We start from the raw sequence: 22,937 nt of genomic DNA, 5'->3' as shown, positions 1-22,937 counted from the left end.
CGGGTCACAGGCGTGACTCGTACACCGCCCTGGCCTTCTCGACGAGGTCGAGGTGGTCGCGGAGCTGGGCCCGGGTGCGCAGCCGGGCCCGGTCCCTGATCAGCTCGTCGAGCAGGTCGAGCCAGCGCAGGCACCACCGGACGTCCTCCGGGCGGGCCACGTGCCGTCCCCGCACGTCGAGGTGGACCGGGCTGGTGTGGGCGTACACCCGGCCGCCGGAGGACCGCGGACGGGCGCCGCCGCGGGCGACCGCGACCACGTAGTCCGGCGCGTCCACCGTCAGGGACGCGGTGATCTCGGGGCCCGGTCCCTCGGCCAGCACGCCGTCCGCGGTGCGGATCTCCAGATGCTCCACCTCCGGCCCGGCGGCCCGCGCCCGGATCGTCACCGTCTCGCCGCCGTCCAGGCCGAGCGTCTCCCCCGGGCCCCGACCGTCCACCGTGAGCTCCAGCCAGGGGCCGGTGGTGACGAACGTGCGGCCCCGCCGTACGGCCTCGGCGAACGACTCGGCGCTGAGCGGGCCGTCCACGCGGGCGTAGACGCGCTCCCAGCCCGGCGGGCTGGAGACCGTGTCCTGGCGGGTGAACGACAGCATGGTGTCGGTCCCGGCGAGCGCGGCGAGACGGTTGCCCGCGCCGAGCAGCCTCCGGTAGACCTCGGCGGTGCCCGGCGTGGCCGACAGGTCGCTGAAGTGGAGCACCTCCATCCCGTCGACCAGGCCGAGCGCGGCGTCCACCACCAGGGCGCGGCCGGTGCAGTTCCTGACGCCGTCCGCGGCGACGTCCTCGGGCGAGGAGATCGGCCCGTGGAAGGGGTGGGCGTACCCCAGCACGGCGCGCGGCTCCCGCAGGTCACCGCAGACCGTCCCGTTGGGCGGCCAGTCGGCGTCCGCGCCGAAGCCGGTGTGGTAGACGGCGGGCGGCGCGGCCACCCCGAACACGTGGACGTGGCCGAACAGGTCGTTGCGATACTCCACCCCCATCCGGGCGACGTGCCCGGCGTCCGACCACGGCAGGTCACGACCGGCCCAGTGCCGCAACGCCTCCAGGTCGTAGACCCGGTCGCCCGCGACGTTCCCGGCGACGAGGTTCAGCACGTGCAGGTCCTCGCCGTGCTGCGCCGCCGCCGCCTCGGCCGGGACCGCGACCAGGTCTCCCGCCCAGTTCAGGTGGACGTGCAGGTCCGCGCCGTACCAGCCCCGGGCGGCGGCGTCGTACAGCCGTTGCGGCGTGAGCCCGACCAGCGCCTCCTCCCCTTCTCTCGGGACCACCGTGGTCCCGGCCACGCCGTACTCCATGCCGCGGGTCACCCTGATCGCGACCGGCTCGGCGGGTACGGCGACGACCACGTCGTCGCCGTGGAAGAACGGCACGTCGTCGTTGTCCCGCCGCTCGGGCGCCCCGTCCGGATACCACCCCTGGCCGTCGCGGGAGGTCACGCTCCAGCGGCAGGGAAAGCCCGCGCGCAGGCGCAGCCGCGCGGACCGCGCCGGCCGGGTGAGCCCGGACAGGTCCACCGCCTCGCCGTCCACCGTCAGCGTGGTCGCGGTCGTGACGTCGAGAAGCCGGGCGCCGCCCGCGGCGATCGCGTACGGCACGCCGTCGGCCGTCACCTCCGCCGGGCCGGGGAGCGCGGAGTCGGCCAGCAGGACGACGGGCACGGCCCGCGGCGACAGCAGCGGCCGGGCCGGGCCGTGCTCCAGCCGGTGGCCGTCCGGGGTCAGCCGCAGCACCACCAGGCCCCGGGGCACCCCGCCGTCCAGCGCGTCCCGGAAGGCCGCGTCGAGGTCGGGCCCGTACGCCATTCGCTTGGCCACCGTGGGAAACCGAAGGAACGGCATCATCCGGACGTATCCCAGCGCCGGCTCACCCCAGGTGATCCCGTGCGCGGACAGCAGCGCGCCGTACTCCCGCAGCGCCCGCTCCACCTGCGGCGGCGTCATCGGATCGCGGGTCATCGCACCTCCCCGTAGTCGAAAGCGCCCACATCGTGACACGGTTTCGGCCGGAGAAAATGCGCACCCGCGCGTTCCCGGGCTTACAGGTAGCGATCTGTCTCACCCAGGAGGAAAGGTGATGTCCCGAGTGGCCCGCCGTCCTCCACCGGCGCCCGCGCTCGCCCCTCCGGTGGCGTCCGCGGCGGGTCCTCACGCGTCAGGCGGGCGGGGTCTCCGCGGCGGCGCCCGGATCAGGGGTGCCCGGGGTGCCGGGAGCGGCGGGCAGGAAGGCCGCCAGGATGCGGTCGGCGGCGAGGGCGGGGGTGAGGGTGCCGTCGAGGACCCGCCGCTCGATCTCCGGCGCGAGCGGCGCGACCGTCTCGCGCAGCATCGCCAGCAGGCGGTCGGTGACCAGCGCCCACGTCCACTCGACCTGCTGGCGGCTGCGCCGGGCGGCGAGGTCGGCGTCCTCCTGGTGACGCACCACGTGCGCCCACAGCTCCTCCAGGCCCGCGCCGGTGAGCCCGCTGCAGGTCAGCACCGGCGTGGCCGAGCGCAGCAGCCGGAGCGCCCCGGACAGCTCCCGCGCGGCCCTGCGCGCGGCCATCTCGTGTTCGCCGTCGGCCTTGTTGACCGCGATCACGTCGGCGAGCTCCAGCACGCCCTTCTTGATCCCCTGGAGCTGGTCTCCCGTACGGGCGAGGGTGAGCAGCAGGAACGTGTCGACCATGTCGGCGACCGCGGTCTCCGACTGGCCGACGCCGACGGTCTCGACGAGCACGACGTCGTAGCCGGCCGCCTCCACCACGACCACGGCCTCCCTGGTGGCCTTCGCCACGCCGCCGAGGGTCCCGGCGGTCGGGGACGGCCGGATGAAGGCGTTCGGGTCGGCCGACAGCTTGGCCATCCGGGTCTTGTCCCCCAGGATGCTGCCGCCCGAGCGCCGCGACGAGGGATCGACGGCCAGCACGGCCACCCGGTGCCCCTGCCCGGTGAGATAGGTGCCGAGCGCCTCGATGAAGGTCGACTTGCCGACCCCCGGCACGCCCGACACGCCGACCCTGCGGGCCTTTCCGGCGTACGGGGTGAGCTCGACCAGCAGCCGCTGCGCCAGCTCCCGGTGATCGGCCCTGGAGGACTCCACCAGCGTGATCGCCCGGGCGGTCCACCGGCGGTCGCCCGACAGCACGCCCTTGACGTAGTCCTCGATCGCCGATGCGGTCACCGGTGCGGTCACCCGTGGCCCAGCCGTGCGGACAGCTCGCCCAGCAGCTCCAGCGCGGCGTCGGCGATCACCGTGCCGGGCAGGAAGATCGCGGAGGCGCCCGCGGCCCGGAGCTCCTCCACGTCGTCCGGCGGAATCACCCCGCCGACCACGATCATGATGTCCCCCGCGCCGAGGCCGGCGAGCGCCTCGCGCAGCGCGGGCACCAGCGTCAGGTGCCCGGCCGCGAGCGAGGAGACGCCGACCACGTGCACGTCGGCCTCGACGGCCTGCCGGGCGACCTCCTCGGGCGTCTGGAACAGCGGGCCGACGTCGACGTCGAAGCCGAGGTCGGCGAAGGCGCTCGCGATCACCTTCTGGCCCCGGTCGTGGCCGTCCTGGCCCATCTTCGCGACGAGGATCCGGGGCCTGCGGCCCTCCGCCTTCTCGAACTGCGCGCTCGCCTCGCGGACCCGGTCCGCGGCGCCGCCCACCTCCGCGCGGTACACCCCCGATATCGTACGGATCTGGGCGGCGTGCCGTCCGAAGACCTTCTCCAGCGCGTCGGAGATCTCCCCGACGGTGGCCTTGGCCCGGGCCGCGTTCACCGCCAGCTCCAGCAGGTTCTCCCCGCTCGCCGCGCCCTTCGTCAGCGCCTCCAGCGCCCCGGCGACCGCGTCGGCCGACCGCTCCTCGCGGAGCCTGCGCAGCTTCTCGATCTGCTGCCCGCGCACCGCCGTGTTGTCGACCTTCAGCACCTCGATCGGCTCGTCGGCCTCGAGGCGGTACTTGTTGACGCCGATCACCGGCTGGCCGCCGGAGTCGATGCGGGCCTGCGTGCGGGCCGCCGCCTCCTCGATGCGCATCTTGGGCAGCCCCTGGTCGATGGCCTTCGCCATGCCGCCCGCCTGCTCGACCTCCTGGATGTGCGTCCAGGCCGCCTTCGCCAGCTCGCGGGTCAGCCACTCGACGTAGTGAGAGCCGCCCCACGGGTCGATCACCCGGCCGGTGCCCGACTCCTGCTGGAGCAGGAGCTGGGTGTTGCGCGCGATCCGGGCCGAGAAGTCCGTCGGCAGCGCGAGCGCCTCGTCCAGCGCGTTCGTGTGCAGCGACTGGGTGTGCCCCTGGGTGGCCGCCATCGCCTCCACACAGGTCCGCACGACGTTGTTGAACACGTCCTGCGCGGTCAGCGACCAGCCCGAGGTCTGGCTGTGCGTGCGCAGCGACAGCGACTTGGGGTTCTCCGGCCCGAAGCCCTTCACCAGGCGGGCCCACAGCAGCCGGGCGGCGCGGAGCTTGGCCACCTCCATGAAGAAGTTCATGCCGATGCACCAGAAGAACGACAGCCGCGGCGCGAACTCGTCGATGCCGAGCCCGGCCCCGACGCCCGCCCGCAGATACTCCAGGCCGTCGGCCAGCGTGTACGCGAGCTCCAGGTCGCAGGTCGCCCCGGCCTCCTGGATGTGGTAGCCGGAGATCGAGATGGAGTTGAACTTCGACATGTTCCGCGAGGTGTACTCGAAGATGTCGGAGATGATCCGCATCGACGGGCCCGGCGGGTAGATGTAGGTGTTGCGGACCATGAACTCCTTGAGGATGTCGTTCTGGATGGTCCCTGCCAGCTTGTCGGGCGAGACCCCCTGCTCCTCGGCGGCGACGATGTAGAGCGCCAGGATCGGCAGCACCGCCCCGTTCATGGTCATCGACACGCTCATCCGGTCGAGCGGGATCCCCTCGAAGAGCTGCCGCATGTCGTAGATCGAGTCGATCGCCACGCCCGCCATGCCGACGTCGCCGGCGACGCGGGGGTGGTCGGAGTCGTAGCCCCGGTGGGTCGCGAGGTCGAAGGCGACCGACAGGCCCTTCTGCCCGGCGGCGAGGTTGCGCCGGTAGAACGCGTTGGACGCCTCCGCCGTGGAGAACCCGGCGTACTGCCGGATGGTCCACGGCTGGGTGACGTACATCGTGGGGTACGGTCCGCGCAGGAACGGCGCGACGCCGGGATAGGTCCGCGGGGCACCGTCCTCCCCGAGGTCGGCGGCCGTGTAGAACGGCTTCACCGCGATGCCCTCGGGGGTCTCCCACGCCGGCCCGCCGCCGGGGACCTCCGGCGCGGCCGCGGCCGATCCCAGATCGATCTCCGAGAAATCCGGAATCATCGGCTCACTCCCAGGTCGTCGAACGTCGCGCGGAGCACCCCGAGCGCGTCGCATCCGGCGTACACGTTGGCGTCCACCCCTTCATACTCGCCCTTCCCCGCCAGCCACACCTTCCGCGCCCCCGCCTCCCGGAGGGCCGCGGCGACCGCCGCCGCGTGCTCGCCGTACAGGCGGTCGCTGGAGCACAGGCACGCCACGGGGGCGCCGGACTCGCGGAAGGCCGCGGCGATGGCGGCCGGGTCGGCGCCCGGCCCACTGTTGACGGTCGCGATGCCGCCCGCGGCGAACAGGTTCGCGGCGAACGTCGCCCTCGCGGTGTGCGCGGCGACCGGCCCGATCGTGGCGAGGAACACCGTGGGCCGGCTCGGCTGCGCGTCGGCGAGGTCGCGCAGCGCCTCGAACTCCTCGGCGTGGCGCACCAGCGGCAGCCCGTCGCCGGGCGTCCGGGCGAGGCCGGGGCCCGGCCTGCGGGTGACCGGCCGCTCCCCCAGGTCGGGAAACTCGCTGACCCCGGTGATCGGGTCCCGCCGGTGGGCGATGTTCACCGCCCGCGCGGCCCGCGTCTCCGCCAGGCGCTCCGGGACCAGCCGCTCCAGCGCCGTGGCCATCCCGCCGGACCGCTCGATCTCCTGGAACCACTCCCAGGCCCGGCGGGCGAGGTCGTCGGTGAGCCGCTCCACGTACCACGAGCCCCCGGCGGGGTCGGCGACCCGGGCGACGCCGGCCTCCTCGACCAGCAGCGCCTGCGTGTTGCGCGCGATGCGCCGGGCGAACGCGTCGGGCAGCCCGAGGCAGGCGTCGAACGGCTGCACGGTCACCGCGTCGGCCCCGCCCGTCCCTGCGGCGAAACAGGCCAGGGTCGTGCGCAGCATGTTCACCCAGGGGTCCCGGACGGTCATCATCGCCGAGGACGTGACGGCGTGCTGAAGCTGACGCCCCGGCCCTCCGGCGACCTCGGCCACCCGCGCCCACATCCGCCGCGCCGCCCGCAGCTTGGCGATCGTGAGGAACTGGTCGGCGGTCGCGGCGTACCGGAACTCGATCTGGCCCAGCGCCTGCTCCACCGGCAGCCCCGCGCCGGTCAGCGCGCGCAGGTAGGCCACCCCGGTCGCGATCGAGCAGCCGAGCTCGTCGGCGTCCGCGCCGCCCGCGTCGTGGTACGGCAGCGCGTCCACGGTGATCGCCCGCAGGCCGGGGTGATCCGCCGCGCAGCGGCGGGCGAGCGTCACCGCGTCGTCCAGGACGGGCGGCGTGCCGGTGCGGGCCGCCAGCCCGATCGGGTCGGCGCCGAGGTTCCCGCCGGGCAGCGCCACGCCCCCGGCCAGGCACAGGAACGCCTCCGCCGCCTCCGCCGTACGGGGCCCGGCGTCGAGGACGACCGGGGCGAGGTCGAGCAGGACGCCGTCCAGCACGGCCGGCAGCGCGGCGGGGCCGATCGCGGTCAGGTCGAGCCAAAGAGACGTGACGCCGTTCTCCAGGTCGGCGTGGATCGCCTCGCGGGTGACCGCCGGGTCGGGGTCGGCGTGCCGCTGCCGCACGTCCCACACGCCGGGGCCGCGCACCACGCGCGGCGCGTCGGGCAGGTCTTCCGCGTCGTACAACGGGGCGATCCGGACACCGTCGTAGGAGACGGTCGACAGTGCCTCCTCGGCCGCGTCGTCCGTCCCCTCCCAGCCGGTTTTGCGCAGCACCCCGAGCGCGAGCGCGCGCCACCGTTCCCGCGTTGCCTGCGGAAACCCTGCGGTGGGATCGGCGAGGTCGTCGAGTTCAACAGGCGGCACCGTCATGAACCGGATGCTATGGGCATTCTCACGTCGGCGGGGCGTCGGCCCCCCGAGTCTGGGGTCCCCGGGTCCCGAATCTGGGGACGGCGTTGGCCTTGCCCTCTCCGGTGTCCCGCCTGCGGACGTCCCCGGTGATCAGCCTTCCGGCGGGTCGAGCGACAGGTCCAGGTCGTCGAGACCGAACCACCGGCCGGACGACGGCTGGTCGGCCAGAGGGTCGTCCCAGCGCAGCCGGACCCGTCCGGGGGCGGCCTCGACGATCCGGGCCCGCCGCCAGGCGGGTTCGTCACCGGCGCGGGCCCACCAGGGCTCGGCCAGGCAGGCGAGCCCCCGGGCGTGCAGGACGGCGACGGCCTCGTCGTGGCCGCCGGCGCTGCCGAGCGGCGCGCCGAAGACCGTCACGGCCTGCCAGCCTCCGGACGTCGGCACGACCCTGCCGAGGATCTCGCCGTCCTCGCGCCGCACCTCCTCGGGGCCGGGCAGCCCGGGCCACGTCTCGGCGATCGCCCGGACGATCCGCTCCGCCGACTCCCGTTGCCATCGCACGCCCTCGCGCTCGGCCTCGCCGCCGGTGTAGGCGCCGTGATCGACGCGCCGGCCGAGCACCCAGACGTCGCGGATCCTCTCGGTCGCGGTGATGTCGGCCGCCGGGTCGCCGTCGACCAGCACGAGGTCGGCCCGGCGGCCCACGGCGATCTCGCCGCGGTCGGCCAGGCCGAAGACCCCGGCCGGCGCCGAGGTCGCGGCGGTCAGCGCCTCGGCCGGGGTGAGGCCCGCCTCGACCAGGTGCCACAGCTCCCGGTGCAGGCTCGCGCCGAACACCAGCCCCGGGTTGGGCACGTCCGTGCCGGCCAGCACGCGCAGGCCCGACTCCAGCAGCGCCACGGTGTTGTAGCGCTGCGCGGCGCCGTCCGGCGGCTCGGGCGGCATCCACCGGGTCGCCTGCCGCTCGACCACGCGGCGCCATCGGGCGCCCAGCCGCCCGGCCAGACGCGGCCGGCCGAGCAGCGGCATGACGCCGTCCCTCCCCGGGAACCCGTCGAGGACGCCCAAGGTCGTGATGACGGCCACCCCGCACCGGGCCACGTCGCGGACCTGCCCGTCCGTCATGCGGTCGAACGGCACGTGCGCGAGGACGTCGACGCCGCACCGGGCCACCGTCACCGCCCCCGCCGAAGTGGAGGCGTGGGCCACGACCGGCAGCCCCTTGCCGTGTGCGGCGGACACCAGCGCCTCGATCGTCCGTACGTCGAGGGCGGGGAGGTCGAGCATCGCGCCCGAGCCGTCGTCGTAGATCACCTTGAGGTGCGTCGCGCCCTCGGCGACCCGGTCCGCGACGAAGGACGCCGCGTCCCGCGGTCCCGTGACGTACGGGAAGTGCGCGTACGCCACCGTCGGATGCCCGCCGGGCGCGGTCGCGCCGACGCCCGACGTCCGCAGGTCCGCGCGCACCGGCCCTCGCCCGGCCTCCGACGCGGCGACCGCGGCCCGCTCCGGGACGATCGTCTCCGGTTTGCTGAACATGTCGAGAACCGTGGTCACGCCGAACCCGGCCGCCAGCTGGGTGCATCCGGGCAGCAGGTGGACGTGCGCGTCGACGAGGCCCGGCAGGAGGGTGGCGCCGGAACCGTCGACGAGGGCGTCACCCGGGCGCGCCACGGAGGCGTCCCCGGCGCCGGCGACGCGGCCGTCGCTGACGCGGACGTGCGTGACGCCGGGGAGCGGTCCGCCGCCGCCGAACACGCGGACGCCGGTGATGGTGAAGGGCTGATGGCTGTTGCTCACGGCGCCGACGCTAGAAGTTGACGCGACGAGAAGGTCCAGCCCGCGCCCCGGAGCGGGTGCGTAGGATCCCGGCATGGCGCTGCGACCTGTCATGGTGAACATCAAGGCACGTGATCACTCGGCGGTCGGCCGCTTCTGGGCGGAGGCGCTCGGCTGGAACGCCACCGGCGGAGGATCCGGCGTGACCACCTATGTCGGGCCCGCCGGCGACTTCGTCTGGCCGGACCCGGTCTACGTCTGCGTCGACGTCGTCACCGTCCCGGAGCCCAAGACGACGGCGAAGAACCGGGTGCACCTCGATCTCGCCACCACCTCTGCGGCCCACCAGGCGGAGCTGGTCGCGCGCCTTCGGGATCTCGGTGCGACGCCCGCGGACGTCGGCCAGGGCGACGTGCCGTGGACGGTGCTGGCCGATCCGGAGGGCAACGAGTTCTGCGTGCTGGAGCCGCGGGAGAAGTACCGCGACACCGGGCCGATCGCCGCGGTCGTGGTCGACTGCGCGGACCCCCGGGCCATGGCCCGGTTCTGGGACGCGGCGATGGACTGGACCCTCCACGAGGTGACCGACGACCAGGCGACGCTGCGCTCCGCCAAGGGCACCGGGCCCTACCTGGAGTTCCTCCGCACGCCCGGTGTGACGACCGTGCCGGACCGCGTCCATCTCGACCTGCTGCCGTACCCCGGTGACGACAAGGCGGCGGAGGTGGCCCGGCTGCGGGCCCTCGGCGCCACCGACCTCGACCTCGGCCAGGGCGACGTCCCGTGGACGTGCCTCGCCGACCCGGATGGCCACGAGTTCTGCGTCCTCGCCCTCTCCTGATGCCGCGCCACCCTTTATTGTGCGGGCGTGGAGCACTCGATCAGCGAGGTCGCCCGCGTGTCCGGCCTCACCCCGCGCACGCTGAGGCACTACGACGACATCGGGCTGCTGCGCCCCGCCCGGACCGCCGGAAACGGCTACCGCTGGTACGGACGCCGTGAGCTGCTGCGCCTGCAGCGGATCCTGCTGCTGCGGGAACTGGGCGTCCCGCTCGCGCGGATCGGCGAGATCCTCGACGGCGAGCGGGACGAGGTCGCCGCACTCCGGCGGCACCGGGAGGAGCTCGCCGCCCGCCGCGACCACATGGAGGAGGTCATCGCCACGGTCGACCGGACCATCGCCGACCTCACCGGGCAGGCGCATCTCAGCGAGGAGGAGTTCTTCAGCGGCCTGACGGCCCGGCGCGAGGCGTTACGGCGCGATCTGGAGGCGCGGTACGGACCCGGCGTCGGGGAGCACTTCGCCGCGGCCGCCGAGGAGACCGGCCGGTGGACCCGCCAGGAGCACGAGCAGGCCGCGGCACAGGGGCGGCGGCTCCTGCGGAGGCTCTCCCGGGCCCGGGCCGGCGGCCTGGCCCCCGGCAGCGCCGCCGTCCTGAACCTCATGGCCGACCACTACCGCGCCGTACGGCTACTGTGGCCGGCCGACGCGGCCGCCTACCACGCCCTCGCGGACGTCGTGACCACCGACCCCGGGCAGCGCGCCATGATCGAGGACGTCGACCCGCTCCTCCCACCCTGGCTCGCCGACGCGATCCGCGCCTACGCCACGCACAGACTCGGCCACCTCCCCCCGGCGGCCCCCGCCGTACGACCACGAGCGGGCGCGTCGGCGCACAGCGAAGGCGCTACTCGGTGAACAGCTCGTGGGCCGAGGTGACGGTGACGGCCCGGCGCACCCAGGTCCGCAACTGGTCAAGGTCCTGGCACCGGCGGATCCGCTCACGTACGTCGTCGTGCACCTCGAGGCCCCTGGCCTCCAGCACGTTGATGATCGCGTCGCTCTCACCTTTGGCGAGCCAGTGGGAGAAGTATTTCTCGCCGAGGTGCTCGAAGTCCTGAATGGTGGTCACCATCTCCTCCAGACGCTTGACAGTCACTTCGGGTAGCGAACTGAATACGTAGTCCAAATATGCCGTCGCCCGGTCCTCGTCAAGCGTCACGAGCCCGGCCAGCAGGGCCTCCAGGGCGGCCCCGTCGTCCGCTTCCTCGGCGTGGGCCACGACCGACATGACCGCGAGTTCCGGGCTGGTGCGTGCGACGGTGGGGTCGGTGACCAGAGGGATGTCGCCGGGTTCGATCACCAGCGGGGTGATGACGCCGCCCGGGCCCAGCCCGATGACCTGCCGGCACCAGCGAGCCATGGCCTGGTCGGGGCAGATGACCAGCAACGCGGTGTCGCATTGGTAGCGGGAGCGCACGGTTGCGACGCAGACCGGCCAGCTGAACCGTTTGGCCGAGTCGTAGCCGCGCTGCACTTCGACGATGACGACGATGGTCGCTTCGCCGGTCTCGTCGCGGACCACGACGACCGAGTCGGCCCGGCGTTCGACCGGCACCGGCTGGCTGCTGTCCACCGCTTCCACCCGGGCGGCCGTGAAGGACGGGATCGGAGCCCCGGTCGCGATGTGGAGGAGCTCCAGCGCGGTCTCCGGCCGGTTGTGGATGAGAGCGATGGGCATCTCGTGGTCGAGTCCAGGCATGACCCCGATGTTACAAGGAGTCGCTTCGCGATTACTTCGAGTCGCGATGTTCTATGGCGCGTCGGCTGATCGAGGAAGTATGGAACGCTTCCGGCTCAAGGGTGGGGGATCCGGCTGCCGGGCCTGGCCTCCGGATGCGCGTGCCTTCTTTCGTACAACGCGGCCTGCAGCCGGGCGACGTCTTCGAGGTCCTTGGGACGGCGGGGCATTCCGGGAACCCAGGCCGGCATCATCCGCTTGATCTCGATCTGCGCGGCGGGGCTGATGATCGGGCACCGTAACCGGCCCAGCCGGCCGGGCGGCGCGTCGAGCATCCCGTCCGGCCACGGCTCCCCCTTCCATGGGCCGCCTCCGACCACCACCCGGCCGTCTTCGTCTCTCCCGAGAAGAGCGAAGCTCAGCTCCACGTCCCCACGGCCGAAGTCCAGTTGTTGCCCGGGCGGCGGGCCGGGCAGCGGCTCGTACCCGCGGCCCACCAGCTCCGCAGCCAGCTTGGGCGCGTCCTCCACCCAGGCGAACCAGTCGATGTCCCCGTGGTCGCGGGTGATCTCACCGAGGTAGAAGTCCATCGCCCAGCCGCCGCGCAGCCAGACCTGAACGCCGATCTCCTCCGCCAGGCCGACCACCTCGTCGATCGCGTGCAGGTGCCGGGCCGCGCGTTCCTCATCCACGTATGGGACGCTACGCCACGATCTTTCCGCGTGGGCGACACCCTCTCCGGCGTATGGGTCAGCGACCGGATTCGAGATACCCGGCCAGACAGGTGAGGGCCGCGGCGGCGTCACCGCCGGGGCCGTGCGGCCGGCGCAGATCACCGGCGAAGGCGGCGATGTCGGCGAGCCGCCACCACAGGGGATAGAGAGCGAGGCCGGCCGCTGTGACGGCCCTGCCGGTGACGCCGGTGTAGCGGGCGAGCACGTCGTCTCCGTCGCCCGCCTCGTCTTCACCGAGCATGCGGGCGAGGGCGGGGGTGAGCATCCACAGGTCCCGCTCCGGAGGAGCGACCAGCACGGTGTCCCAGTCGATGATCCGCGGCCCGGCCGGGGTACGCAGGACGTTGCCGGGGTGTGGTTCGCCGTGTGTGACCACCCACGCCGTTCCGCTCTCGCGCGCCTGCTCGACCCGTGAATCGAACTCGGCGAGCGACCTCCGCACCTGCCCGGCATGGGCGGCCAGCAGCCCGCGGGCCTGCTCGGCGTACGGTCCGCCGGTCCACTCGCGGCCGAGGTCCCGCAGCGCCTCCTCCAGCCCGTCCCGGCCGGGCAGCGCCAGGTCGGCCCGTGGCGCGACGTCCGTCACGATCGGAGTCGCCTCGTGCAGAGCGGCCAGCAGGACGGCCAGCTCGGCGCGGTCCTCGGGCCGGTGCGCCCCGAAGTGCCCGGTGGCGCCCTCCGTCATCGGGAACACCGACAGGGCGTAGCGCGAGGTCAACCGCCGGACCGCGGCGCCTGTCCCGGCCGGGACAGGAGCGAGGACGAACTCCAGCCCCGCGTCCCGGTGCAGCGCGAGCGCGACGCCGAAGGCCCGCCCGAGCCGGTCGAAGGCGTCATCGCGTCCGGCGTCGTCGGCGCCGAGGTCGTCCACCGTGACGAACCACGCCGAGCCCCGCCGATCAACCACCGACCAGTGATAGCCGCCCGCGCCCACCGGGAGGTACGCGACCGATCGGGGCCGTATGCCCCAGCCCTCGGCCAGCGCGACCGCGAGCTCGGCCTCCGCCAGATCGGCCGGTCTGTCCTTCATACGCCGACAGTGTGGCCCACTTCGCGGCCCTGACGCCGATCATTTTCCGTACGGCGCGATCGGCGGCCGGGCACGCGCCGGGGCCGGGTCAGGACTTGGCGGCGAAGGCGGCGTCCCAGGTCTGCCTGCCGACGATCCCGTCCACGTCGAGGTGCTTGTCCTTCTGGAACCGGCGGCAGACCTCCTGGGAGTCCGGCCCGTACGCGCCGTCCACCGTGATGTCGTAGCCGAGCGTCTTCATCCGCGACTGCCAGGCGCGCACGTCGTCGCCGTGCATCACAGGCGGATACTTCAGCAGCCGCCCGGGCCACTTCTGGGTGGGCTGCGGTCCGGGCGGGGGATCGGGCAGGCTGGTGCCGCCGGGGCGGGGAGCGCCCTTCTTGACCCAGGCGTACAGGGCGTCGCCGGGGCAGTCGGTGGAGTAGCCGTCGTGGTGGCCCTTGATCTCCTTGCCCGCGCCGCCCTTCGTGCGGAGGTACTCCACCGCGTCGAGGATGGCGTGCAGGATCCCGTCGGTGGGCTGGACCAGCCCGGCGTTGCCGACCAGGCCGAGCACGGCGTAGTGGCCGGAGTTCAGGCCGGGGCCGTTGGCGGCGGGCAGGTGGCCCGGCCCGCGGCCGACGAACACCTTCCGGTGCGGGCACGCGACCATCGAATAGCCGATGTCGAGCCAGCCGTTGCCGTCCATGTGGAAGTTCTGGATCGACTTGACCATGGCGACGCATTTGGCGTGGTCGCCGACGATGCCAGGGTCCACCCGGCCGCCGGTGTAGTGGACCTTCACGCCCCGGGTGGAGGCCAGCGAGGAGTACGAGCCCCTGGGCGGGCGCGCGCCCCAGGCGGCGCGGGACACGAGATCGATGGCCACAGTTCTCTCCGTAGAAACCGTACGACTGGACACCGAGGGTAGCGGCAACTCCTCAGCAACTACTGCCTTTTGCCGATAAGAAACCCCTTAAACGGCAAGCAAACTGAATAGAGTGATAAATCCGTCGACAATCCATGTCGAACGTCGAGATCATGACCGTATGTCCGTTGTCAGGGAGGTCGACTTCACTCCGCCGTCCATGCCCACGCCCCCGCCCCCGCCGCCGTCCGGACCTTCCGGACCCTCCGGACCGTTCGGGCCGTCGTCCGGACCGTCGGCACTGCCGATGCGGATCTGGCTCGACGACGCCGACACCCCGGCCGACGTGATCGACGCCCTCGCGCTGTCGCCTTTCGCCACCGGGGAGCAGCCCTGGTCGCGTACCACCAACCTCAGCCGGGTCCGCGCCGACGCCCCGCTCACGGCCGAGGGCGGCCGCCTGCTGCGCGTGGCGCAGCACACCGACGGGTACGAGACCCGGTTGTTCGCCGGTGAGGGGTGGACGCTGCGGGTGGTCCGCAACCTCAACCGGTCGGCAATGCTCACCGCCACGGCCGTCAGCGAGGAACTGGCCGGCACGGTTCTGGAGCAGGCGACCAAGGGCGCGGAGGAGGAGCCGCCCGGCGGCGACCACGTGCGGATGGGCTTCTGGTGGAGCTCGGGGCACGGCCCCCGCCGTTCCGCCAAGCCCATCACGACCTCGTCCTGGCAGGAGATCAGGCGCAACTACCCGGCGGCCGCCGCCGGTCGCCTCGACGCGCTCATGGCGGTCAGCCCGCACGACGTGGCCGGCCGGCTGATCCTCCTGCACGGCCCGCCGGGCACTGGCAAGACGACGCTGCTGCGCACGCTCGCCCGCGAGTGGGCGGCCTGGTGCCAGGTCGACTGCGTGCTCGACCCTGAGTTGCTCTTCAACGACCCCGGCTACCTGATGGACGTCGCGGTCGGCTGGGACGGCCCGGACGACGACGACGAGGAGCCGCGCTGGCGGCTGCTCGTCCTGGAGGACTGCGACGAGCTGATCCGCGCCGAGGCCAAGCAGTCGACGGGCCAGGGCCTGTCGCGCCTGCTCAACCTGACCGACGGACTGCTCGGCCAGGGCCGGGACGTGCTCGTGGCCATCACGACGAACGAGGACCTCAGCCGGCTCCACCCGGCCGTCGTACGGCCCGGCCGGTGCCTCGCCCAGATCGAGGTCGGCCGGTTCGACCGGCCCCAGGCGGCGGAGTGGCTGGGCGGCACGACGGCGACTCCCCCGGACGGCGCCACGCTCGCCGAGCTGTTCGCCCTGCGGGACGGCCGTCCGACGCCCCTCTCCGAGCCGCCCGCCACCACCGGCCAGTACCTCTGAAACGACAGGTCCCCGGCCCGCCGGGCCGGGGACCGGCGTCCGTGATCGAGTGCGAGGGCCGCTCGATCACGGACGCGGCTCAGGGGTGCCGAGGTCGTTCAGTTGTACGGGTTGTCGTAGGTGCCGGTGCTGCCGTACGCGGCGTGGGCGGGGCTGAGCGGCGCGAGCGCGGCGGCCGGCGCCGCGATGGCCATGGCGATCAACGCCACCAGGCGACGTCTCCTTGAGCGCGCGGTCAATTCACCCCTCATCCTGTTTCAGGAGCACCGGGCGCTCGGATGCTTTTTCCGGATTTATGGACCCGTCCAGCGCTGTTTTCCTGAACCCCGATTCGGCCGGGCGTTGATCCGGCCCACGGAACGCCCTTTGATTGCCACTCCCCGGTCGGCAGGGCGAAAGACCGGTGCGTGATCGATCGCATTCACGATGTGGCCGGTGGAAATTCCACTCCACTGGTTCATGAAGGCGAGACGGGCGGGGCCGCCCCGGCACCCGTGAAGATCGACCGGCGCGGCCGGACAGACGGCCATGCCATCGGGACACCGCCGCGTACCCGGCACAGCACCTCCCGGCGCACGCCGCAGGGGGACGGGGGCGACGAGGGGAGAATTCCGCCGGAATCCCAGCTTCGCCCCCTTGTTGCGCGAATCAGGACATAAAAGCACCGTCTCACCATTCTCCCCATCTGCCGATATCTATAGATGTCCACCTTGGGATATCGGCCCACCCGGGGTTTTGAACGTCGCGGCGAATTCCTTGCGCTGCGCCTGAATGAAGATCGGGTAGGCACGAACTCAAACGCGTCAGAGCGATCGCGGGATTTCCCTTATAAGGCTCGATCTGATGCGACATGTCCAGATCGCATGCTCTGTGCGCATTCTCGGGAGAATTCGTGCGCCTTCACTCTCGCAAAACGTCCCTGGCCGCCTGTGCCCTCACCGTGGCGGCCCTGGCCGGAGCCCCGGCCCAGGCCTCGGCCGCGTCCGGTCAGACCGCGGCCGGATCCGCCAAGGGCGTCCCGGCCGCCGCGCTTCCGGCCCGGAGCGCGACGTGGGGCGTGCCCTGCGGGCCGCCGTTCGTGCAGGACGACAAACTCCTCGGCCCGGTGTTCCTGCCGCACACCTTCCCGCTGGACAAGATCCTGGCCGGCTACCGGCGGTACGGCGGCCTCATCCCGGCCGACTTCCTGCGCCGCTACCTCAACCCGGTGACCAACTTCTACCGCTTCCCCCCGGACTCCGGCTTCGCGCACGCGGGCGGGTTCAGCAACGCGCGCGTGCTCGTCACGCAGGTCAAACTGCCGATCGGCTACCGGGTGGACCGCTTCGGCGGGGAGACCGGCGCGTTCCTCGCGCCCTACGGCACGCCGTTCCCCGCCCGGGCACTCCCGCCGAGCAACCTCAACAACGTGCCGGGCGACCCCCACCTGTGCAACTACCACGTCTACCGGGTGATCCGGCCGTTCTACGTCGACGGCGGCCCGGCGGCCCCGGCCTTCCAGCAGCCCGGCCAGGGCGAGCAGTTCCACACGATCGCCCGGTACATCCCCGGCGCGCCGGCCAACCCCGACGGCGAGGTCTCCATCGGCTGGCTGGTCGGAAACGGCTACCTCCTCCCTCTCAACTGACGGCCCCGTCATCCGGCGGCGACGAGGCGCAGGACCAGGCCGGCCACCTCATCCGGGCGGGACAGGAACGGGTGGTGGCCCGCGTCGATCTCCACCACCCGGTCCGCCCGCGCCGCCTGGGCGCGCTGCAGGGACGGCGGCGTCCCGTTGTCGAGGGCGCAGACGAGGTAGGTCGACGGGATCTCCTTCCAGGCGGCGGCGCCCACCGGCCGCACGGTGACGGCGGCGGTCTGCCGCACCAGGCGGGCGTGCGCCCCCGCGACGGCCTCCTCGTCGCAGTCCTGCAGGAACGTCTCCGTCGCCGTCTCCGGGCGTACGCCGAACGTCCCGTCGGAGCCGAAGTCGAGGTAGGGCGCGGGCCCGCCGTCCCCGAAGGACGACAGGCTCTCGCCCGGCTCGGGCAGGAAGCTCGTCACGAACAGCAGGTGCCGCACCGAGGGCAGCCCCGCGACGGCCTCGGCCACGACGACGCCCCCATAGCTGTGCGCCACCACCACGACCGGACCGGCGACGGACGCGAGATGCGCGCGAACCGCCGCCACGTCGTCGGGTAGCGACGGCCCGTCCGTGCCCGGGAGCCGCCCGCCGTCCTCATGGCCTCCCTCTCCGCAGCTCGGCAGGGGCGGCGCGCTGCTGGGGACGCCCTCGGACTCCAGGATCGCGGCGGTGCGGTGCCACCACCACGCTCCGTCCCGTACACAGGCTCCGTGGACGAACACGACACGCACGACGGCCTCCTCCGGCGACGGTAGGCTTATAAGCGTAATGCGTGTTACGTGAAAGGCGGCCGCGATGCCCCGGCATCCCCAGCCGGAGATCAGGGCCAGGCTGCTCGACGCCTGCGCCGACCACCTCCTCGCCCACGGCCTGCCCGCGAACCTGACCGCCCTCGCCACGAGCGCCGGCACCTCGCCGCGCATGCTGATCTATCACTTCGGCACCCGGGAGCGGTTGCTGCGCGAGGCGCTCCAGCAGGCGAGGACCCGTCAGCTCGCGTTCTTCCGGGAGGCCCTCGCGCTCCGGGACGAGCCGTACACGCGGACGCTGGAGCGCGCGTGGCGCACACTGACCGGCCCGGAAGGCGCGCCGTTCCTCCGGCTGTTCGGCATGGTGCACGGCACGCCCGAGGGGGCCGCCCTGTGGCCGGACTTCCGCGAGGCCGCCACCACGGACTGGCTCGGCGTGCTGGAGGAGGGCCTGCGGCCCGAGCACGGCGAGGCGGCCCCCGCCCTGGTGACGGCGACTCTGGCGGTCGTACGCGGGCTGCTCCTGGACCGCGACGCCACGGGAGACGACGGCCGTACGGACGCCGCCTTCGCCGCGTTCCTGCGCCTGCTCGGCCCGGACGGAGCACGGCGCGCGATGCCGTAGCGTCCGGTGTGTCGGATACGTAAACCATCCGATGCGCCAGGTCAGGGCGGAAACGACAATCGGCGAGGTGGTCACCCTGCTGTATGCCGAGCGGAGCCCCAGTTGAGCCTCGTCGTCCTGCACCGATGGTCCGTGGGCGGGCAGGAGAGCGGGACGGCGAAGTACCTGGACCCGTTCGCGCCCGGCGGTGAGCGGGAATGGCCCTACACCCGCTGGACCTCCGAGGAGCGGGAGATCGGCTTCCCGGCCACCGAACTCGTGCCGTCGTGGACGGCCGCCACGCCGCCCGGCGCGTGGCTGGAGATCGAGATGCGGGCCCGGACCGTGAGCGGCGCCCTGACCAAGTGGTACGTCATGGGCCGGTGGGCCGAGAGCGACGCCGACGTCCACCGCACGTCCCTGCCGGGCCAGGGGGACGCCGACGGCGACGTGGCGGTGGACACACTCGTCGCGATTCGGCCCGTCACGTCGTACCGGGTGCGGGCCACCCTGTACGGCAGCGGCGGCCACGTGCGGTCCCTCGCCGTAATGGCCTCCTCCGTACGGCCGGGCGGACCGGGCGGCTCGGCGCCGGGGGCGCGGGGGATCGAACTGGACGTGCCGCGCCGGTCGCAGAAGGCGCACCTCGGGCACTACCCGCAGTGGGACGGCGGCGGCGAGTCGTGGTGCAGCCCCGCGTCGTTCACCATGGTGCTCGGCTACTGGAAACGCGGGCCCGCTCCGGCGGACCTCGCCTGGGTGGCCCCCGGCGACCCGTGCCCGGCGGTCGACCACGCCGCCAGGGACATGTACGACCACAGCTACCAGGGCACGGGCAACTGGCCGTTCGGCGTCGCCTACGCGGGCCGTTACGGGCTGGACGGCTTCGTCACCCGGCTGCGCTCGCTGGCCGAACTGGAGCGTTTCATCGCCGCCGGAATCCCGGTGATCACCTCGCAGGCGTTCCGCGAGCACGAGCTGCCCGGCGCCGGATACTCCACCAGCGGCCACATCATGGTCGTCACCGGGTTCACGGCGGAGGGCGACGTGATCGCGAACGACCCGGCCGCGCCGGACGACGACGGCGTACGGCGGATCTACCCGCGCGCCGCCTTCGAGAGGGTCTGGCTGCGCGGCACGAGCAGCGGGGGGATCGTGCACATCGTCCACCCCCCGGGTACGACTCTTCCGGACTCGGGGGGGAACTGGTGACGATTCGGGCCGTGGACGTCGCGCGGGTGGACGACCGCCCGCTCTGGGTGGAGATCTCGGGCGACGAGGTCTGGTGGGACGAGCCCCGGCCGCACGAGGGCGGCCGGCGCTGCGTGGTGCGGCGCACGGCCGGCGGCGCGATCGAGGACGTGCTGCCGCAGGGCTGGAACGCCAGGAACCGGGTGATGGAGTACGGCGGGCGGTCCTGGCGCGCTCACAAGGGCCGGCTGGTGTTCACCAACTGGGCGGACGGCCGGATCTACCTGTGCTCCCCCGGCGAGGAGCCGGTCCCGCTCACCCCCGAGGGCCCCGCCCGCTACGCCGACCTGGTCGTGCGCGACGACGAGATCTGGTGCGTGCGGGAGCGGGGCGGCCCCCGGAGCGCGGACCGCGACATCGTCGTGGTGCCGCTCGACGGCTCCCCCCTTCGCAGCGTGGTCGCGTCCCACCGCTTCCTGATGAACCCCCGGGTGTCGCCGGACGGCCGCACGCTCGCCTACATCGGCTGGAACCACCCCGACATGCCCTGGGACGCCACGGAACTGTGCATGGCTCCCGTCGCCGGCGGCCCGCACCGCGTGCTGCTCTCCGGCGCGTCCACCTGCCAGGCCGAGTGGCGCGACGACGAGAGCCTCTACGCCGTCACCGATCCGACCGGCTGGTGGAACATCCACCTCGTCGGGCTGGACGGCACGACGCGCGACCTCACCCCCGTCCCCCTGGAGTTCGGCGACGCCACCTGGAAGATCGGCGGCACGTTCTTCGCCGTCACCGGCGGGCGGATCGCCGCCGTGTACGGCACCGCCGACGAACGGCGGCTCGGCGTGCTCGACCGGCCCCTGCCGAACGGCTCGGGCGGCGCCGCCATCCGCGACGTCGGCGGCGGATACACCTTCTGGGCGCCCACGCTGTCGGCGCGGGGCTCCCGCGTCGTCGGCGTCGCGGCCTCGCCGCACCGGCCGTACGAGGTGGTGCGGGTCGACCTGGAGACCGGGCGGCACGAGGTGCTCTCCCCCGGCAAGCCCGTGCCCGGCGACGCCGAACTGCCCACGCCCGAGGCCGTGACCGTCGACGGCGTGCACGCCCACCTGTACGCCCCGCCCGGCGGCGGGCCCGCGCCGTACGTGGTGTTCGTCCACGGCGGGCCGACCGGGTCGGCGGCGCCGGTCCTCGACCTGGAGATCGCCTACTTCACCAGCAGGGGCATCGGCGTCGCCGAGGTCAACTACGGCGGTTCGACCGGGTACGGCCGGGCCTACCGGGAGCGCCTGCGGCACAACTGGGGGGTCGTCGACGTACGCGACTGCGAGACCGTGGCGCGGTGGCTGCTGCGCACCGGCCGGGCGGAGAAGGTGGCGATCAGGGGCGGCAGCGCGGGCGGCTGGACCTCGATGGCCGCGCTCGTCCACAGCGACGTCTTCTGCGGTGCGGTGTCCCACTACGGCATCTCCGACCCCGAGCGCTGGGCGGCGCAGACGCACGACCTGGAGTCGCACTACCTCGACGGGTTGATCGGCCCGCTGCCCGAGACCCGCGACCGGTATCTCGACCGGTCGCCGGAACAGCACGCCGCGCGGGCGTCGGGTCCGGCGCTGCTCCTGCACGGGCTGGAGGACAAGGTGGTCGATCCCGCCGAGTCCGAGCGCTTCGCCGCCGCGCTCGCCCGGCACGGCCACCGGTGGGCGTACCTCACGTTCGAGGGGGAACAGCACGGGTGGCGGCGGGAGGACACCATCGTCCGGGCGCTGGAGGCGGAGCTCGCGTTCTACGGGATCGTCTTCGGCTTTCCCACGCCCGAGGTCCCGCCGCTGACGCTGCACAACGGGGAGAAGGAATGACCGAGGTCGCGACGATCTGCTCGGAGCTGCTGAGGATCGACACCACCAACGACGGATCGGGTGACGGCCCGGGCGAACGGCGGGCCGCCGAATACGTGGCGTCCCTGCTCGCCGAGGCCGGCATCGAGCCGGTCGTCTTCGAGTCGGCGCCGCGCCGCACCAGCGTGGTCGCCCGCATCCCCGGCGACAGCCCCGACGCGCTGCTCCTGCACGGGCACCTCGACGTCGTGCCCGCCGACCCCGCCGAATGGCGTACGCACCCGTTCTCCGGGGAGATCGACGACGGCTGCGTACACGGCCGGGGCGCGGTCGACATGAAGGGCACGCTCGCGATGACCCTCGCCTGGGCCCGCGAGAACGCGCGCCGGGGCGTGCGGCCCCGGCGCGACCTGGTGCTGGCATTCCTCGCCGACGAGGAGGCCACCGGGGAATACGGCGCGGGGCACGCGATCGAGCGGCACCGCGACCTGTTCGAGGGCTGCACCGAGGCGATCAGCGAGTCCGGCGGTTTCTCCTGGTACGAGGGCGACGTCCGCGTCTATCCGGTGGCTGTCGGGGAGCGCGGCACCGCGTGGATGCGGCTGACCGCCCGCGGCGTGCCGGGGCACGGGTCCAAGCCCGCCGTGGACAACCCCGTCGCCGAGCTGGCCGCCGCCGTCGCCCGCGTCGCCGCCCACAGCTGGCCCGTACGGCTCACGCCCGAGGTGGCCCGGCTGATCGAGGAGCTGTCGCGGGCGCTCGGCCGGCCGATCGACGTCGACCGGCTGGACGAGGAGATCGAGCGGATGCCCCGCGCGGCCGCCCTGTTCAAGGGGGTGCTGCGCAACTCGGCCAACCCGACGATGCTGAACGCGGGCTACAAGGTCAACGTCATCCCCGGCACGGCCGAGGCCCACGTTGACGGCCGCTTCCTGCCGGGACAGCGCGAGGAGTTCCTGGAGACGATCGACCGGCTGCTCGGCCCGAAGGTCTCCCGCGAGTTCGTCAGCTTCGAGGAGGCCGTCTCCTCCCCCGCCGACGGCCTGTTCGACGAGCTCACCGCGGCCCTGCTCGCCGAGGACCCCACCGGCAGGCCCGTGCCGTACGTGATGACCGGTGGCACGGACGCCAAGTGGTTCGCAAGGATCGGCATCCGGGGGTACGGCTTCGCGCCGCTGCTGCTGCCGCCGGGCCTCGACTACTTCGGCATGTTCCACGGGCTGGACGAGCGGGTCCCCGTCGAGGGCCTGGAGTTCGGCGTCCGCGTCCTCGACCGCCTCCTCGTGGGCGAGCAGCCCTGACGGACGCTCGTGCCAGAACCTTGGCAGCGTGGACCGGTCAGGTGTGTGAAGCTCTCACGGCGCCCGGGGGCTTATACGTCTGAATCGGCCAGCGATGCGGCCGACGGCTCGGGCTCTGCCCACGAACCTCTCTCCGTCATGTCCTCGCTCGCCGGGTGCTGTAGGGGTTGCGGTAGGTGAAGGCCCAGCGGTCATCGCCGGTCTTGCGGCGGGTGTAGCGGGCAGGGTGGCGGTAGCGGTCGCGGTTGTGGAACTGGCACGCCGGCCCGAGCAGCTTC

Annotated in this window: 18 protein-coding genes; 8 read left to right on the top strand and 10 right to left on the bottom strand. The window is 73.2% G+C overall.

Translation table 11 applies throughout. The features are described 5' to 3' along the window. Nucleotides 1-4 precede the first annotated feature (4 nt). The 5 genes from Mam01_RS29110 to Mam01_RS29090 form a co-directional block, all read right to left on the bottom strand. Nucleotides 5-1,957 (bottom strand): CehA/McbA family metallohydrolase, encoded by a 1,953-nt coding sequence (locus Mam01_RS29110; RefSeq protein ID WP_239101710.1) that lies wholly within the window; start codon nucleotides 1,955-1,957, stop codon nucleotides 5-7. 196 nt (nucleotides 1,958-2,153) lie between these two features. Continuing rightward, nucleotides 2,154-3,161, bottom strand: coding sequence for a methylmalonyl Co-A mutase-associated GTPase MeaB (gene meaB, locus Mam01_RS29105; protein ID WP_239101709.1), 1,008 nt, complete (start codon nucleotides 3,159-3,161; stop codon nucleotides 2,154-2,156). Nucleotides 3,162-3,169: 8 nt separating this feature from the next. Beyond that, on the bottom strand, nucleotides 3,170-5,299 hold the full coding sequence (gene scpA, locus Mam01_RS29100; RefSeq protein WP_204288411.1) for a methylmalonyl-CoA mutase: 2,130 nt from the start codon (nucleotides 5,297-5,299) through the stop codon (nucleotides 3,170-3,172). Further along, nucleotides 5,296-7,086: a methylmalonyl-CoA mutase family protein gene (locus Mam01_RS29095; protein WP_204288410.1), complete on the bottom strand. Its 1,791-nt coding sequence runs from the start codon at nucleotides 7,084-7,086 to the stop codon at nucleotides 5,296-5,298. The genes scpA and Mam01_RS29095 overlap by 4 nt, the downstream gene beginning before the upstream one ends. A 132-nt stretch (nucleotides 7,087-7,218) precedes the next feature. Further along, a complete protein-coding gene (locus tag Mam01_RS29090) occupies nucleotides 7,219-8,868 on the bottom strand; it encodes an amidohydrolase family protein (RefSeq protein WP_204288409.1) in 1,650 nt (549 codons plus the stop codon). A 73-nt stretch (nucleotides 8,869-8,941) separates the two neighbouring features. Here Mam01_RS29090 and Mam01_RS29085 point away from each other — a divergent pair, with 73 nt between their 5' ends. Further along, nucleotides 8,942-9,688 carry a VOC family protein gene (locus tag Mam01_RS29085; RefSeq protein ID WP_204288408.1) on the top strand — a complete coding sequence of 249 codons (747 nt, stop codon included), beginning with the start codon at nucleotides 8,942-8,944 and terminating at the stop codon, nucleotides 9,686-9,688. Between the two features lie 27 nt (nucleotides 9,689-9,715). Beyond that, a complete protein-coding gene (locus tag Mam01_RS29080; protein ID WP_204288407.1) occupies nucleotides 9,716-10,546 on the top strand; it encodes a MerR family transcriptional regulator in 831 nt (276 codons plus the stop codon). Here the strand turns inward: Mam01_RS29080 and Mam01_RS29075 are convergent. From Mam01_RS29075 to Mam01_RS29060, 4 genes are all read right to left on the bottom strand, one after another. Further along, the gene (locus tag Mam01_RS29075) at nucleotides 10,536-11,390 is read right to left on the bottom strand and encodes a hypothetical protein (protein WP_204288406.1); all 855 of its coding nucleotides are present in this window, start codon (nucleotides 11,388-11,390) and stop codon (nucleotides 10,536-10,538) included. The two genes, Mam01_RS29080 and Mam01_RS29075, sit on opposite strands and share 11 nt — an antisense overlap. Before the next feature lie 95 nt (nucleotides 11,391-11,485). Then, complete coding sequence (locus tag Mam01_RS29070) at nucleotides 11,486-12,061, bottom strand: nucleotidyltransferase domain-containing protein (RefSeq protein ID WP_204288405.1); 576 nt, start codon at nucleotides 12,059-12,061, stop codon at nucleotides 11,486-11,488. Between the two features lie 58 nt (nucleotides 12,062-12,119). Next, nucleotides 12,120-13,133, bottom strand: coding sequence for a phosphotransferase family protein (locus Mam01_RS29065; protein WP_204288404.1), 1,014 nt, complete (start codon nucleotides 13,131-13,133; stop codon nucleotides 12,120-12,122). Between the two features lie 88 nt (nucleotides 13,134-13,221). Beyond that, nucleotides 13,222-14,001 carry a peptidoglycan recognition protein family protein gene (locus Mam01_RS29060; RefSeq protein WP_204288403.1) on the bottom strand — a complete coding sequence of 260 codons (780 nt, stop codon included), beginning with the start codon at nucleotides 13,999-14,001 and terminating at the stop codon, nucleotides 13,222-13,224. A gap of 160 nt (nucleotides 14,002-14,161) precedes the next feature. On the opposite strand from Mam01_RS29060, the gene Mam01_RS29055 reads away from it, so the two are divergent. Continuing rightward, nucleotides 14,162-15,352 (top strand): DUF5925 domain-containing protein, encoded by a 1,191-nt coding sequence (locus tag Mam01_RS29055; RefSeq protein ID WP_239101708.1) that lies wholly within the window; start codon nucleotides 14,162-14,164, stop codon nucleotides 15,350-15,352. 892 nt (nucleotides 15,353-16,244) lie between these two features. Then, nucleotides 16,245-16,979 (top strand): TNT domain-containing protein, encoded by a 735-nt coding sequence (locus Mam01_RS29050; protein ID WP_204288402.1) that lies wholly within the window; start codon nucleotides 16,245-16,247, stop codon nucleotides 16,977-16,979. A gap of 8 nt (nucleotides 16,980-16,987) precedes the next feature. On the opposite strand, the gene Mam01_RS29045 is transcribed toward Mam01_RS29050, so the two are convergent. Then, a complete protein-coding gene (locus Mam01_RS29045; protein WP_204288401.1) occupies nucleotides 16,988-17,707 on the bottom strand; it encodes an alpha/beta hydrolase in 720 nt (239 codons plus the stop codon). Between the two features lie 64 nt (nucleotides 17,708-17,771). On the opposite strand from Mam01_RS29045, the gene Mam01_RS29040 reads away from it, so the two are divergent. The 4 genes from Mam01_RS29040 (at nucleotide 17,772) to Mam01_RS29025 (ending at nucleotide 22,659) form a co-directional block, all read left to right on the top strand. Then, nucleotides 17,772-18,350 (top strand): TetR/AcrR family transcriptional regulator, encoded by a 579-nt coding sequence (locus Mam01_RS29040; RefSeq protein ID WP_204288400.1) that lies wholly within the window; start codon nucleotides 17,772-17,774, stop codon nucleotides 18,348-18,350. 102 nt (nucleotides 18,351-18,452) lie between these two features. Further along, nucleotides 18,453-19,541, top strand: a complete 1,089-nt coding sequence (locus Mam01_RS29035; protein WP_239101707.1) for a C39 family peptidase — start codon at nucleotides 18,453-18,455, stop codon at nucleotides 19,539-19,541. Beyond that, nucleotides 19,538-21,379 carry a S9 family peptidase gene (locus tag Mam01_RS29030; protein ID WP_239101706.1) on the top strand — a complete coding sequence of 614 codons (1,842 nt, stop codon included), beginning with the start codon at nucleotides 19,538-19,540 and terminating at the stop codon, nucleotides 21,377-21,379. Before Mam01_RS29035 ends, Mam01_RS29030 begins: the two co-directional genes overlap by 4 nt. Continuing rightward, complete coding sequence (locus Mam01_RS29025; RefSeq protein ID WP_204288399.1) at nucleotides 21,376-22,659, top strand: M20/M25/M40 family metallo-hydrolase; 1,284 nt, start codon at nucleotides 21,376-21,378, stop codon at nucleotides 22,657-22,659. The genes Mam01_RS29030 and Mam01_RS29025 overlap by 4 nt, the downstream gene beginning before the upstream one ends. The last annotated feature ends 278 nt before the right edge of the window (nucleotides 22,660-22,937 follow it).

Source organism: Microbispora amethystogenes (genome assembly GCF_016863015.1).
Lineage (GTDB): Bacteria > Actinomycetota > Actinomycetes > Streptosporangiales > Streptosporangiaceae > Microbispora > Microbispora amethystogenes.
This window is presented reverse-complemented; position numbering and strand designations above follow the sequence as displayed.